The sequence below is a fragment of the Allobosea sp. 05T439 genome, from assembly GCF_056396005.1.
In genome coordinates this window covers 36,465-50,256 of record NZ_JBFTKP010000007.1, presented here as the reverse complement: position 1 = coordinate 50,256, position 13,792 = coordinate 36,465, and the positions used below count along the sequence as shown (strand labels likewise).

Genomic DNA, 13,792 nt, shown 5'->3' with positions numbered 1-13,792 from the left:
TCGGCTTGCCGATGCCGCAGACGCACCCCATGCTGGGGGCATGAGCACTTTGTCGAGCAAGGCCGGATCTTCGCCGAGGCCGATCTGGGTCGATCTGCTGATTGCGATCGTCCCGGTGGTCGCCGCCTCGCTGCTGGGCAGCGCGGCCACCGTTCCGCAAATCCCAGGCTGGTATGCGACGCTTGCCAAGCCGCCATTCAACCCGCCGAACTGGCTGTTCGCGCCGGTCTGGACGGCGCTGTTTGCGATCATGGCGTTGAGCGTCTACCGCATCCTCCGACTGCCGGCAGAGACGCCCGGCAAGTCCGGGGCGCTGATCGCCTATCATGTCCAGCTTCTGCTGAACGTGCTGTGGTCATTCGGATTCTTCGGAATGCAGAGTCCGCTCGCCGGGATCCTGGTGATCCTGCCGCTGCTGGCGATGATCCTGATCACGATCAAGCGCTTCGCTCCGCTCGATCGTCTCGCGGCGAACCTGTTCTGGCCCTATGCCGCCTGGGTGTCCTTCGCGACCGTGCTGACAATCTCGATCTGGTGGCTGAACCGGTAGATGTCCGCTCGGTTCAGCCGAAGGCGACGTCGAAGATCAGCTTGACGTTCAGGGCGATGATGATCGCTGCGATGACGAAGGCGCTCGCCGTCAGCCAGCGCGGCGAGACCAGTTCGCCCATCTTCTTGCGCGACGCCGTGAACATGACGAGCGGCACGATGGCGAAGGGCAGCTGGAAGCTCAGGATCACCTGCGAGAGGATGAGCAGCTTGCCGGTCTGCGCTTCGCCATAGACGATCGTCACGACGATGGCAGGGATGATGGCGACCAGGCGCGTGACCAGGCGGCGCAGCCATGCCGGCAGCTTGATGTCGATGAAGCCTTCCATGACGATCTGTCCCGCCATGGTCGCGGTCACCGTCGAGTTCAGGCCGCAGCAGAGCAGCGCGATGGCGAAAAGCGATGGCGCGATCGAGGCGCCGAGCAGCGGGGCGAGCAGTTCATGCGCGCGCCCGAGTTCGGAGACGGTGTTCTGACCGGTCTTGTAGAAGGTCGCGGCGGCGAGGATCAGGATCGCTGCGTTGATAGTCAGTGCGAACATCAAGGCGACGGTCGAATCCAGTGTCGCGTATTTCAGCGCCTCGCGCTTCTCCGGCAGGCTGCCGCCATAGGCGCGGGTCTGCACGATGCCGGAATGCAGATAGAGGTTATGCGGCATCACCGTCGCGCCAATGATGCCGAGCGCGAGGTAGAGCATGTTGGGATTGGTGACGATGTCGGTCGTCGGGGCAAAGCCGCGAATGACCTGGCCCCAGTCCGGATCGGCGAGTGCGATCTGGACGGCGAAACAGACGGCGATGACGCCCAGCAGCGTGATGATGAAGGCTTCGATCCAGCGAAAACCCTTGGTCTGCAGCCAGAGGATGACGAAGACATCGAGCGCGGTGATCAATACGCCGATTTCGAGCGGAATTCCGAAGAGCAGATTGAGGCCGATTGCCGTGCCGATGACCTCGGCGAGGTCGGTCGCGCAGATCGCCAGTTCCGCAAAGATCCAGAGCGGCCACGAAACCCAGCGCGGATAGGCATCACGGCAGGCCTGCGCAAGGTCCCTGCCTGTCGCGACCGCCAGCCGCGCGCAAAGCGACTGCAGGATGATCGCCATGATATTGGAGACGAGTGCGACGACCAGCAGCGCGTAGCCGAACTGCGCGCCGCCCGCGAGCGAGGTCGCCCAGTTGCCAGGGTCCATGTAGCCGACGGCCACCAGATAGCCCGGCCCGAGAAATGTGAGGAACTTGCGCCAGGGAGTGGCCTTGGCCGAAACCGGGATCGATCGAAAGACGTCCAGCAGCGACGGATCACCCCGCGGCCGTTGCCACCCGGCGGGGTGTGCCGCGTCCGCGACATCCTTCGACGTGCTCACGACATCGATCGTCATGCTCGACCCCGACCTGCAATTCATTTGCAAGAGCAGGATGACAGGTCGAGCAAAACCCGTCAATGCAGCTGCAACTCGGTTGCAATAAATGCCGCGACGAAAGTCTGCGGCTGTCGCCAAAGGTCGGCATTCTCCGGCCCGATGAATCGCCTGGAGCGCGTGATACCGGTATAAGCGCGATGTTCAGCCGATCGAGCGTTCGATCACGCGCATGACCGTGGTGCGCAATTCGGCGATGGTGAAGGGCTTCGTCATCACTTCCGAGACGATTGCCTCCAGGCTCTTGGCGCGCTCACGCTGCTCGGCATAGCCCGTCATCAGCATGATGGGCAGGTCCGGAAACTCCTGTTTGGCGGCGAGCGCGAGCGCGATCCCGTCCATCAGCGGCATGCGGATATCGGTGAGCAGGAGGTCGAAACGCCCCTTCTCGGCCATGAGAATCTCCAGCGCTTCGGCGCCGTCGCCCGCCATCATGCAGACATGTCCGTCAAGCGTGAGACCGCGCGCCACCAGGGCGCGCAGGCTTTCCTCATCGTCGACGACCAGAATACGTGACATCGTTCAGATACCTGGAAGGCCGGCCTGATCGGCAGTCTCGATGACGCCGACATAGGGCAGCTGTCGATAGGAATGTGCGACATCCATGCCGTAGCCGACAACGAAGTAATCGGGACAGTCGAAGCCGACATAATCGGCCTGGATGTTGACGGCGCGCTTGGCCGGCTTTTCCAGGAGCACCGCTGTGGAAACGCGCGATGCGCCACGGGCGGCCAGCAGGTCCTTGGCGAAGGCGAGGGTTCGGCCGGATTCGAGGATGTCGTCGACCAGCAGCACCTGACGGCCACGAACGTCGCTCTGCACGTCGCGCAGGATTTCGACCTGCCCGGAGGAAATGGTCGCAGCGCGATAGCTCGAGAGATGGACGAATTCGACCTGCGGCGTCATGCCGGCGCGATGCATGGCCCGGATGAGGTCGGCGACGAACATGAAACTGCCTTTGAGCACTGCGACGACCAGCAGGTCGGGCGGGTAGGCGGCAGCGATCTCGCGTGCCATTTCCTCGTTCCGCTTGGCGATCGCGGCCTCTTCGTAGAGCACCCGGATGCGTAGGGGCTGAGTCATCGTCGTCAGTGTCCTTTCGGGTCTCGCCGGATGCCGGCCGCCCGTTTGGCGCAGCACGCTGCGCAGTCTGGTTCCAATCGCAGGTTTATACGATCGCTTGCAGCGGGATAGTGCGGCGAGGTGAAGGCGCGGGCAACCTCGACCGTTGTCTGATCAGCGTGCGCTGGCGATCCCGGCCGACTTGGCGGCGGTAAAGCGCACCAGCACGGATTGCCCGGCCTCCGGCGGGGCCGCGAGCCGGGCTCGGAAACGGATGAGCTCGGAGGGTTCCAGGGTCGGGCGCGGCGGCTCCGTTGCCCAGGTATAGAGGGTCTGGCCAGCCGAATCGCGCACGGCGACCTCGATTTGCGGCACTTTGGCGACGGTCTTGGTGATGTTGGTGACATCGCCCTCGACCACCAGGAAGCGGCCTTGCGCGTCCTGCACGACCCCGCTCTCGATGCCCGTCAGGCTGAGGCCGCGCACGTTCACCGGCAGGCCGATCTTCTCGAAGACGACAGCGAGCTGGGGAGCGCCACGGACCGCCACGTCCCGTTTCCAGACAAGCAGCCCGAGCACGGCGAGACCGCCGATCGCGAGCGCCGGCGCAGCCATGGCTCGCATCCGGGTGCCCAGCGGCACGGGGGCGGCCTTTCGACCTGTGCGCGCAGAACGGCGACCGCGCGGCCTGGCTCCAGGGCGGCTTGGTTCATCGCCTTCGGCCAGGGCCGCGCGCTCGGCTGTGAGTGCGGACACCTGTTCCTCGATCTCGGCAGCGCGGCGCAGCTCTTCGTCGAGCAGCGCGGTCGTTTCCTCGCTGCTCGGCGCATCGGGAAATGTGACCGGCTGGGGCTCCGCCTCGACATGCCAGCGCGTCTCGCATTTGGCGCAACGCACCTTGCGCCCGGACGGGCCAAGTTTGGCCGCATCGAGTTCATATTGGCTGGAGCAGGACGGGCAGACGATCAGCATGGTTTGGCGAATGACTCTTTCGCAATGGCACCGGTACGCGCGGCTCAGGTGCCGCTGCAGATTTCTTCCCTGGCGCAGCGCGATTCAAGCTCTCGCGTGCGGCTCGTGGAGGTCTCGACCCATTGGAGGGATTTATGGTTAACGCCCCGTGAAGAACCTGTACTGCATGGTTTGAAGATCGGCCGGCTTTCCGCCGGCACCGGCTTGCGGTGTAGGATCGCGGTCGAGATTCGCAAGGGATGCCCGCGACTGCCGGGCTTGCTCCGAAGGGACGAGGGCTTGGTTCGGTTCGAGAATGTCGGTCTGCGTTACGGCATGGGCCCCGAGGTGCTGAAGGACATCAACTTCAGCATCGCGCCGCGCTCGTTCCAGTATCTGACCGGCCCGTCCGGCGCCGGCAAGACGACCCTGATCCGGCTCGTGCTAATGGCTCTGAAGCCGACGCGCGGGCTGGTGAACCTGTTCGGCCAGGATGTGTCGCGGCTGGATGCGACGACGCTCACGGCCTTCCGTCGCCGCATGGGGGTGGTGTTCCAGGATTTTCGCCTGCTCGATCACCTCACGGTCTACGAGAATGTCGCGTTGCCGCTGCGCGTGCTCGGCAAGGAAGAGACGAGCTACCGCGCGGAGGTCGTCGAACTGCTGCGCTGGGTCGGTCTCGGCGAGCGCATGCATGCCGTACCGACCATTCTCTCGGGCGGCGAGAAGCAGCGCGCCGCGATCGCGCGCGCCTTGATCGGGCGGCCGGAGTTGTTGCTGGCGGACGAGCCCACCGGGAATGTCGACCCGGCGCTCGGCCGGCGATTGCTGCGCCTGTTCATGGAATTGCAGTCGCTCGGGACCGCCGTCGTGATCGCAACCCACGATCTCGCGCTGATGGAGCTCTATGATGCTCCGCGCCTTGTCATTGCCGACGGCCATCTTCATGTCGACAGCTGACTTCGAGCAGGATGGGGAACCGCGTGAACGCGCGCTCCCACTCAATCTCCGACGGGACCAGCCGCTGGTTCCGGTCGATTCGGCTGCCGGCCGGGCGCTGGTCGCGGTGATCGCGATCCTGACCTTTCTCGCGGCCCTCAGTGCCGGCGCGGCGCTGCTCGCCGCACACGCCTCCGAGCAGTGGCGCGGTGCCGTCGCCAATGAGATGACGATCCAGATTCGGCCGGACACACGCCGCAATATCGAGAGCGACGTTGCGCGCGCGGTCGAGATGGCACGTGCCGTTGCCGGCGTCGACGAGGTGCGCGCCGTACCGAAGGCGGAGTCGGACAAGCTGCTCGAGCCCTGGCTGGGCGCGGGGCTCGATCTCGTCGAACTGCCCGTGCCGCGGCTGATCGTGTTGAAGCTGCGCAGCGGCAATTCGGCGGAAATCGCGGCTTTCAAGGAAACGCTGCGGCGCGACGTCCCGACCGCGAGCCTGGACGATCACCGCCTCTGGCTGCGCCGCCTCTCGACCATGGCCAACACCATCATCCTTGCCGGTGTCGTCGTCGTTCTGCTGGTCCTGACCGCCGCGGCGCTGGCCGTGGCCTTTGCGACGCGCGGAGCAATGGCCGGCAGCCGCGACAGCGTCGAGGTCTTGCATCTTGTCGGAGCTGATGATGACTTCATCGCGCGGGAATTCCAGGCGCGGTTCGTCAGGCTCGGGCTCAAGGGGGGCGCGGCTGGAGGGCTTGCTGCAATCGTGGCCATCGCCATTCTGGGCTGGCTCGCTTCCAGCTGGAGTTCGTCGCCGGGGTCAGAGCAGATTCAGGCCATGTTTGGTGCTTTCGAGATCGGCTGGTCGGGTTATGCCGCTGTGCTTCTGGTGGCGATGGTGGTGGCGGCGATATCCGGTCTCGTTTCGCGGTTTACCGTGCGCCATTATTTGCGGGTGCTGGGGTAGTGAAGTCTTAATCTCTGGGGCGGAGGACGACTTTTCACGTCGCCCTTATGCCCGATTGCCGGTTTAGCCTGGCAAGACATGGTGATGATGGGAATCAGACACGGACAGCTGCCGGTGAGGGGGGGGGACAACGCGATGTCGCCGACCGCGACGAGCAGGAGGAGCTCTGCAGGAGTCTGGGCATGGCGCCTGACCCTTGCCGTTGCTGCCCTGCTCGCGCTCGCGCTCGCCGGTGGTTATGCCGGTTTCATTGCCAGGATCGAACAGCGCGAGCCGACGGTCGCGCCGCGTACGGATGCGATCGTCGTCGTGACCGGCGGGGCCCAGCGCGTCGGCGATGCCATCGGCCTGCTCGGGGCCGAACGTGGGTCGCGCTTGCTGATCAGCGGTGTCAACGAGCGCACCGGCCGTGAGGAGCTTGCAAAGCTCAATCCCTCCGCGCGCGAGCTGCTCGGCTGTTGCGTCGATCTCGACTATCGCGCCCGCAACACCATCGGCAATGCCATCGAGGCACGCCGCTGGGTCCGCAGGCACGACTTCAAGTCACTGCTGCTGGTGACCTCCAATTATCATATGCCGCGGGCGCTGGCCGAGTTCAGCCACGCCATGCCAGGCGTTCGCGTCGTGCCGCACCCGGTGGTGACCGAGCATATCGATGCATCGAGCTGGTGGAACGAATGGCGCGTCGCCAGGGTGCTCGTCCCGGAATATGTGAAATACTTGGTGGCGCGGCTACGCAGCATGCTGGAGGACGATCCGGAAACATCGCGCCTGTCGGTGATCATCGGCGGGCGAAAGCCGGTCTCCTCCAAGCCTGCCAGCGTGCTCGGCCCCGAGAACGAAAAGCGCACGCGCCTGGGGGCGGAGGAGCGCGGCGCTTGACGTCGGCGAGCCGGCGCGCTCTTTGCGCGCCATGCTCGTGCTGCGCTCGCTCCTTTTCAACGTCCTGTTCTATCTGAACCTGATCCTGTGGCTGATTTTCGCGGCGTTGCCCGCGCTTGTCCTGCCGCGGCGCTATATGCTGTGGGTCGCCCTGACCTGGGCGCGCAGTGCGTTGTGGCTCATGCGGGTGACGGCTGGAACCCGCTATGAGATTAGCGGTCTCGAGAATATTCCGCAGGGCGGCATGATGGTGGCCGCGAAACACCAGTCGTTCTGGGAGACCTTTGCGCTCGTCACTATCTTCCAGGACCCGGTCTTCATCCTGAAGCGTGAACTGACCTGGATCCCGTTCTTCGGCTGGTGCCTGTGGAAGATGCGCATGATTCCGGTCAATCGTGGCGCGCGGGCACGGGCTCTCTCGCATGTGACCCGCCGCGCCAAGGTCGAGCTTGGCCAGAACGGCCGCCAGCTCCTGATCTTCCCGGAAGGAACGCGCCGTCCGGCCGGGGCGCCGCCGGCCTACAAGTTCGGCGTCGCACATCTCTATGCCGAGCTCGGCGTGCCCTGCGTGCCGGTCGCGCTCAACTCGGGGCTCTACTGGCCGCGCCGCAAATTCCTGCGCCGCCCTGGAACGATTCGCGTCGAGATCCTGCCGCCGATCCTGCCCGGCATGTCGAAGGAAGCTTTCCAGGCGCAGTTGCAGGATCGCATCGAGACTGCCAGCGACAAGCTGCTCGCCACGGGGCGCGGCGAACTCGCCAGGATCGGGCAGGACCCCCTCGCTTAGACGAGCCCCGGTGGCGCATTCCGCCCGCAAGGCGGGCCATGCTTGACAGGCGTTCAAATTTGTTCTCTTTTTGTTCGGAACAAAGGAGGAACAAATGCCTGTTCTCGCCCTTAAGCTAGACGAATGGAGCATCGAACCCGGTGCGGATGCGCGCGAAATGCCGCTGCGCAGCACCGCAGGGTTGGGCGAGCGTCGCTTCACCGCCTGGCGTGGTCGATCAGGGCGCCGCTATGTCGCCTCGGTCTTTTCGGTCACGGACGATCATGCTCTCGGCTTCAGCGATGCCGTGCTGCTCGCGGTATCCGAGGACCGGCAGATTATCGCGGCGCGCGAGAGCGGTCCCTTCGGGATTGAAGCTGCGCTGACGCGCTGGCGCCGGTCCGTCGTGCTTGCCGGGGCGAGCGAGATCCATATCCATCTGCTCGCCGAGGACGGCTTGAGTCGCCGGGCTGCATTGCTCGACCTGATGCCGCAGGTGTGAGGCTTAGAGCGGCGGGCGTGGCTCGGGCAGACCGGGTGCCAGCACATGAGCCAGATGGCTCAGGACCGGGTCGAAGATGCCCATCTTGCGCAGGTGATCATGCGTGCGCAGGACATAGTCGGGGTTCTCTCCGGAGCTTCCGCGGCCCTGGCGCACCAGTTTGAGTAATTCCTCGGCCGGCAGGCGGCCAGCATATTGCAGGTGTTTGCGGTCGGCCACATAGACCAGCGCCCGGATACGGCGGCCGTCCTCGAGCCTGACGGGCAGTTGGCGTTCGAGATAGACGGAGGTCGCCTGCTCGCGCTCGCGCAGATACGCGATGGTCCCGGCGGCATGGGGGGGCGCCACCCTGAAGGCGAGCCCTCGGCAAATGCCGCCACGATCGAGCCCAAGCACGAGGCCCGGCCGTTCCGGGGTGCCGCGATGGACATGCGAGAAGACGCAGAGCGAGCGATGATAGCCGTTGAGTCGGGCCGCCACGCTTTCCTCGAAGGCGAAGCCGGGGCGCCAGATCAACGAACCGTAGCMGAAGACCCACAGATCGTCAGAAGCTGCATTCGCTGTCATCGTTATCCCACAGTTTCGCCGTCAGAAGCTGCTTGACGAAGGAAGCGTTCGAATCGGCCGAGAGAATGGCGGGTCTGGCGCTTCCTGCGACCGGGAGCTAACAATCCGGCCGCTTTCGCGCAATGGATCGCTGCTGCATGACCGACCTCCCTTCCGAGCGCCGCCGAGGCCGCTTCTGGCTTTATGCGCCCTTCGCTCTGCTCGTGCTGCTGGCCTTGGCCTGGTCCGGCTTCTGGTTCGTCGTCAAAGGGCGGGTGGTCGAGGGGCTTGACCGCGTTGTTGCCCGCGAGGCGCAGATGGGCCGAACGTGGACATGCAGCGATCGCTCCGTCGCAGGCTTTCCCTTTCGGATCGAGGTCCGCTGCGCGGGGTTGACGCTGACCTCGTCGCGCTGGGGCGATACGGTCAAGGTCGAGACTGGCCCGAGTGTGGCGGTCGGACAGATCTATACGCCCGGCCTCGTCATCCTGGAGGTGAAGGGGCCGCTGCAGGCTGCCCTGCCTGAAGGCCGCAAACTTGATCTCGGCTGGAGTCAGCTCGAGGCCAGCCTGGCGTTGAAAGAGCGCGAGCCCGAGCGTTTCTCCATGGTGCTGGTCGAGCCGAATGCGACATTGACCGCGCCCGGCGCGAGCGACGAAACCTGGCGCGCCAATCAGCTGGACGTGCATCTGCGCCGAAACCCGGCGCGTTTTGCGACCGAGCAGGTGGCGGATCTTGCGCTGACAGCGAAAGGCTCGGTGCTGCCCGCGCTCGATGCGCTGCTCGGAACCACTGAACCTGGTGATGTCGAGATGCAGGCGAGTCTGACGCAATCGCTGGCGTTCAAGGCCGGGTTCAATCCCGATGCGCTCGAAGCCTGGCGTACCACCGGCGGGCAGATCGAACTGATGCGACTGCTGATGACAAAGGGGGCTGCCCGGCTCGAGGCGAGCGGGCGTCTGCTGCTCGACCAGACGCATCGCCTGTCCGGTCAGATCGATGCCGGTGTCGCCGGCATCGACCGGATTGGCGGCATAAAGCTCGGTGGTCTTGCCGCTGGTCTTGGCGGACTGCTTGGTGGCAAGCCGAGCGGCGGCACACCTGGGCTTACGCCTCTGCCGCCGGTCGTCCTGCGCGAGGGTCGGGTCTATCTCGGGCCGTTCCGGCTGCCCCTGCAGCCCCTGGCGCCGCTCTACTGAACAGAAAAGGGGGCGTCACCGCCCCCTTTTCGTATCGTGCTGCCGATGAATTCAGGTCTCAGTTCGCGGGCAGGGCGGCGCGCGGTGCTTCGATCCTGGTCAAGGCCTTCTTGACCGCTTCCTGCACCTTCTCAAACGCGCGAACCTCGATCTGCCGGACGCGTTCGCGCGAGACCCCGAATTCCTCGGAGAGTTGCTCTAGCGTGATCGGGTCATCGGCCAGGCGCCGAGCCTCGAAGATCCGGCGTTCGCGCGGATTGAGCACCGTCAGTGCTTCGCGCAGCGCCTGGTGGCGGTTGTCGCTTTCCTCGGAGTCGGCCAGGCGACGTTCCTGGCTTTCGCTGTCGTCGACGAGCCAGTCCTGCCATTCGCCCTCGCCATCCTCGCGCAACGGCGTGTTCAGCGACGCATCGCCGCCGAGGCGGCGGTTCATGTCGATGACGTCCTGCTCGTTGACGCCGAGCTTGGTCGCGATCGTCTTGACCTGATCCGGCTTGAGATCGCCCTCGCCAAGTGCCGAAATCTTGCTCTTCGCCTTGCGCAGGTTGAAGAACAGCTTCTTCTGGTTGGCGGTGGTGCCCATCTTCACCAGCGACCAGGAGCGCAGGATATATTCCTGGATCGAGGCCTTGATCCACCACATCGCATAGGTTGCAAGACGGAAGCCCTTGTCGGGCTCGAAGCGCTTGACCGCCTGCATCAGGCCGACATTGCCTTCGGACACGACTTCGCCGATTGGCAGGCCGTAGCCGCGATAGCCCATGGCGATCTTGGCCACCAGCCGCAGATGCGAGGTGACGAGCTTATGCGCCGCATCGCGGTCGCCATGCTCGCGCCAGCTCTTGGCGAGCATGTATTCCTCGCTCGGCTCCAGCATCGGGAACTTGCGAATTTCTTCGAGATAACGTGAAAGTCCGCCCTCCGCGGACATGACGGGCAGCGATGCAATCGCCATGCTCGTTTCTCCTTTCCTGGCTCCCGCTTCGCGGCAAGCCAACCGCGCGAACGACCCTCGCGCAGGTTTTGGATGATGTGCCTGAACCAACGCGCGAACCCTGTGAGGGTTCGTCGAGCCCGGCCCCATGCGGCGCCCCTTAAGCCATCCGCATCCAAGCCTCATTATATGCCAATGGAGCTTGGCGGAAAGTGGGCGAAGTGGCCAGATTAGCTCACAGGGCCGCGAGTTCCGCTTGCAGATTTGCAAAATCGGCAGGCGGAGGCGCTTCGAAATACATTTCCGCCTCCGTCACCGGATGGGCAAAGCCGAGTACCGTTGCATGCAGTGCCTGCCGGCCGAGGGCGGCCAGTGCATCGCGTGCGCCGTCAGGAAGGCGGCTTGCCTTGGTTATGTAGCCGGAGCCATAGAGCTGGTCGCCCAGCAAGGGATGACCGAGATGGCTCATATGGACGCGGATCTGATGCGTGCGACCAGTTTCCAGCCTGCACTCGATCAGGCTGGCCAGGGCTTCGGTTTCCTCCTGCCCGCGAAGCAGCGGCGGATAGCGCTCCAGAACGGTGAAGTGGGTGATTGCCTCGCGGCCGCGGCCTTCGGCAACGACCGCCATCTTCTCGCGATTGCGGTGTGAACGCTCGAGGGCGGCCTCGATCGTGCCATGCGGCCGGCGCGGCGTACCCCAGACCAGCGCGAGATAGGCGCGCTCCAGCGGCCCGGTGCGGCCATGGTCGGCAAACTGCTTGGCAAGCCCCTGATGGGCCTTGTCGGTCTTGGCCACGACGAGAAGCCCGCTGGTATCCTTGTCGAGCCGATGCACGATGCCGGGTCGCCTGACGCCACCAATGCCGGAGAGGCTGTCTCCGCAATGAGCGATCAGCGCATTGACCAAAGTACCGTCCTCATGTCCCCCCGCGGGATGAACGACGAGGCCGGCCGGCTTGTTGATCACGATCAGAGCATCGTCCTCATAGACGACCTCGAGCGGGATCGATTGGCCCAGGGGCGCGGGCGGCCTGGCCGCAGGCATGACCAGGGTCAGGACGTCGCCGGCGGCGACCTTCCGGCTCGGATCGCCTGCGATCGCGCCGTTGAGGCTCACACCACCCTCCCGGATGACCTGCTGCAGGCGGGCGCGTGAGATTTCGCCGGCAAGCATGGCGAGCGCCTTGTCGAGGCGCATTCCTGCCTGCTCCGGAGCGACATGCAGGCTGACGCCCTCTGCGTTGTCCGGGGAGGTCGATAGTGGGGCAGTAGGTTCGGTGTTCATGCAGACCGCTATAAGGGGCGGGAGGGAGACCCGCACCCCTTTTCGCGCGATCGCCCGTGCAGACGAGGCGAGCGCGCTGGCCGGCGCGCTCGCCGGTCAGCCGAAGAGGCGGAACTTTGCCTTGGCGGCCGTGGCCGGTTGAACGTCTTCGGGGCCCGGGTCGTCCGGTGCGTGCGATACCGGGAAGATCACCGGGGAGGGGCGATGATCGCGGACCGAGGCTGAGGTCGCAGGAGCCACTGTCGCCTCGGCGACCGGAGTTGGGAGCTTGGCCGCGACGGCCGGTTCACCCTTGGCGACAGGCTCGGTCGCAGGCTTCTCGTCCCCTGCAGGCTTCGCGGGCTCGATTTTCGCCGGCTCGGGTGCGACGAGCGTTGCCTGCTCGATCACCGGTTTGGCGGTCTCGACGGGTGCCATCGTCTCGGCACGCCCTTCCAGCAGCGGTGCGGAATCGTCGAGATCGGCCAGCACATCGTCGATCGCCGGCGCCTGGCTGACGAGTGTCGCCGGAGGAACCGTCCAGACGAAGGCATCGAGGCGCCCGGAAATCGGCGAGACGGGCAGCCAATGGTCAGAGACCAGCCCGTCCGCGACCCAGGCTGCGTCACGCGGCGCGCGCGTGGCGCGCGAGAGCCATTCGCGAACCCGGCCGGCCGAACCATGTTCGGCCTCTTCGAGTTCGGCCATGAGCAGGCAGACGCGGACGGACGCACCGCCGGCCAGCAGCGGCTTCAGCGCCTGGCGGGCCTTGGCGAAATCACGGGCATGGATCGCCGCGCCGGCCAGAGCCAGCACGCCTTCCGGATCGGCCGGACGCAGCCTTACGAGCGTTTCGGCCCGTGCGAGCCGGTCCTGCGCGCTGTCACCGGGGCGCACATCGAGATAAGCGGCGGCGATGTCGGGATGCGGGACCTCGCGCCAGGCGGCTTCGAGCAGCTTGGCGGCCTTTCGGATATCGCCGCGCTCGGCGAGCATGCGCCCTGCAAGGGCAGCTGCCGGCGTGAGGCCTGGGGCGAGTTTTGTCGCTTCCAGGGCGGCGGCCAAGGCCTTCTCCGGTTCGCTGCCCTTCGCGTCGAGGGCTTCCGCCGCCAGCAGCACAGCGCGCTGGCGCTTGGCATCCGCCTTTTCGGCGAGACGCAGGGCGGCGCGGCGTTCGACGGCTGTGCGCGCTGCTTGCCAGTCTCCGGCGCTGGTGTGGAAATCGAGCAGGGCGTCATTGGCCCAGGCAAGCGAGGGGGAGCGCCGCACGGCGTCGTCCGCGAAGGCGCGCGCAGCCGTCATGTCGCCACGGCGACGGGCCTCGACGAAGAGACCGCGCAGGCCGAGCACGCGAGTTTCCGGCTTGTCGAGCATGGCCTTGAAGGCGGCTTCCGCCCGGCCCCTGTCACCCGAGAGCTGGGCCGTCTGTGCTTCGAGCAGCAGGGTCAGCGGCTCGTTGCCGGAAAACTTGCGGGCGTCGACGGCGTAGCGGCCGGCAGCCACTGGATCACCCGCACCGATTGCGACCATGCCACGGGAGACGGCCTCGAAGCCGCGGGCCCGACGTCGCGCTCGCGAGGCGAAGCTGAAGGCCGAGGGCAGGCCCAGAACGAAGCGCACCGCGGCCCATCCGAGCATGGCGAGGAAGGCCAGGATGATGACGCCGATTGCCGCGATCGCGACGCTCGTCTCGATGCGGTAGCCCTGCCAGAGGACCGAGACCTCGCCGGGGCGGTCGGCCAGCCAGACGGCACCAGCCGCGAGGCAGGCAATGACAAAGAGATAGAGCAGCACGCGAACCATTGAA

General features: G+C 65.6%; 15 protein-coding genes. 7 read left to right on the top strand and 8 right to left on the bottom strand.

The annotated features are described in order from the left end of the window. The first annotated feature begins 40 nt into the window (after positions 1-40). Positions 41-550: a TspO/MBR family protein gene (locus AC1DIO_RS09995; RefSeq protein ID WP_441492208.1), complete on the top strand. Its 510-nt coding sequence runs from the start codon at positions 41-43 to the stop codon at positions 548-550. A 13-nt stretch (positions 551-563) separates the two neighbouring features. On the opposite strand, the gene AC1DIO_RS09990 is transcribed toward AC1DIO_RS09995, so the two are convergent. The 4 genes from AC1DIO_RS09990 to AC1DIO_RS09975 form a co-directional block, all read right to left on the bottom strand. Then, positions 564-1,931 carry an Nramp family divalent metal transporter gene (locus AC1DIO_RS09990; RefSeq protein WP_441492207.1) on the bottom strand — a complete coding sequence of 456 codons (1,368 nt, stop codon included), beginning with the start codon at positions 1,929-1,931 and terminating at the stop codon, positions 564-566. 183 nt (positions 1,932-2,114) lie between these two features. Beyond that, on the bottom strand, positions 2,115-2,489 hold the full coding sequence (locus tag AC1DIO_RS09985) for a response regulator (protein WP_441505644.1): 375 nt from the start codon (positions 2,487-2,489) through the stop codon (positions 2,115-2,117). 3 nt (positions 2,490-2,492) lie between these two features. Continuing rightward, the gene (hpt, locus tag AC1DIO_RS09980; protein ID WP_069882402.1) at positions 2,493-3,053 is read right to left on the bottom strand and encodes a hypoxanthine phosphoribosyltransferase; all 561 of its coding nucleotides are present in this window, start codon (positions 3,051-3,053) and stop codon (positions 2,493-2,495) included. Between the two features lie 153 nt (positions 3,054-3,206). Beyond that, positions 3,207-4,004: a zinc-ribbon domain-containing protein gene (locus tag AC1DIO_RS09975; protein ID WP_441492205.1), complete on the bottom strand. Its 798-nt coding sequence runs from the start codon at positions 4,002-4,004 to the stop codon at positions 3,207-3,209. Positions 4,005-4,283: 279 nt separating this feature from the next. Between AC1DIO_RS09975 and ftsE the strand changes: the two genes are divergently transcribed. From ftsE to AC1DIO_RS09950, 5 genes are all read left to right on the top strand, one after another. After that, positions 4,284-4,943: a cell division ATP-binding protein FtsE gene (ftsE, locus tag AC1DIO_RS09970; RefSeq protein ID WP_274533614.1), complete on the top strand. Its 660-nt coding sequence runs from the start codon at positions 4,284-4,286 to the stop codon at positions 4,941-4,943. Continuing rightward, a complete protein-coding gene (locus tag AC1DIO_RS09965) occupies positions 4,930-5,889 on the top strand; it encodes a cell division protein FtsX (protein WP_441492204.1) in 960 nt (319 codons plus the stop codon). The genes ftsE and AC1DIO_RS09965 overlap by 14 nt, the downstream gene beginning before the upstream one ends. A gap of 135 nt (positions 5,890-6,024) precedes the next feature. Continuing rightward, positions 6,025-6,771 carry a YdcF family protein gene (locus AC1DIO_RS09960; protein WP_441492203.1) on the top strand — a complete coding sequence of 249 codons (747 nt, stop codon included), beginning with the start codon at positions 6,025-6,027 and terminating at the stop codon, positions 6,769-6,771. Positions 6,772-6,802: 31 nt separating this feature from the next. Continuing rightward, positions 6,803-7,558 carry a lysophospholipid acyltransferase family protein gene (locus AC1DIO_RS09955; RefSeq protein WP_441505810.1) on the top strand — a complete coding sequence of 252 codons (756 nt, stop codon included), beginning with the start codon at positions 6,803-6,805 and terminating at the stop codon, positions 7,556-7,558. A 94-nt stretch (positions 7,559-7,652) separates the two neighbouring features. After that, positions 7,653-8,039: a hypothetical protein gene (locus AC1DIO_RS09950; RefSeq protein ID WP_441492202.1), complete on the top strand. Its 387-nt coding sequence runs from the start codon at positions 7,653-7,655 to the stop codon at positions 8,037-8,039. Between the two features lie 3 nt (positions 8,040-8,042). Here AC1DIO_RS09950 and AC1DIO_RS09945 read toward each other — a convergent pair whose 3' ends face one another. Then, positions 8,043-8,606, bottom strand: coding sequence for a gamma-glutamylcyclotransferase (locus AC1DIO_RS09945; RefSeq protein WP_476853369.1), 564 nt, complete (start codon positions 8,604-8,606; stop codon positions 8,043-8,045). Between the two features lie 137 nt (positions 8,607-8,743). Here AC1DIO_RS09945 and AC1DIO_RS09940 point away from each other — a divergent pair, with 137 nt between their 5' ends. Next, positions 8,744-9,784, top strand: coding sequence for a DUF2125 domain-containing protein (locus AC1DIO_RS09940; RefSeq protein ID WP_441505642.1), 1,041 nt, complete (start codon positions 8,744-8,746; stop codon positions 9,782-9,784). Positions 9,785-9,842: 58 nt separating this feature from the next. Here the strand turns inward: AC1DIO_RS09940 and rpoH are convergent, their stop codons facing one another. The 3 genes from rpoH to AC1DIO_RS09925 form a co-directional block, all read right to left on the bottom strand. Then, positions 9,843-10,739, bottom strand: a complete 897-nt coding sequence (gene rpoH / locus AC1DIO_RS09935; RefSeq protein ID WP_043233872.1) for an RNA polymerase sigma factor RpoH — start codon at positions 10,737-10,739, stop codon at positions 9,843-9,845. Between the two features lie 214 nt (positions 10,740-10,953). After that, complete coding sequence (locus tag AC1DIO_RS09930; RefSeq protein WP_441505641.1) at positions 10,954-12,006, bottom strand: RluA family pseudouridine synthase; 1,053 nt, start codon at positions 12,004-12,006, stop codon at positions 10,954-10,956. A 96-nt stretch (positions 12,007-12,102) separates the two neighbouring features. Next, the gene (locus AC1DIO_RS09925) at positions 12,103-13,788 is read right to left on the bottom strand and encodes a heme biosynthesis protein HemY (protein WP_441505640.1); all 1,686 of its coding nucleotides are present in this window, start codon (positions 13,786-13,788) and stop codon (positions 12,103-12,105) included. Positions 13,789-13,792: the final 4 nt, after the last annotated feature.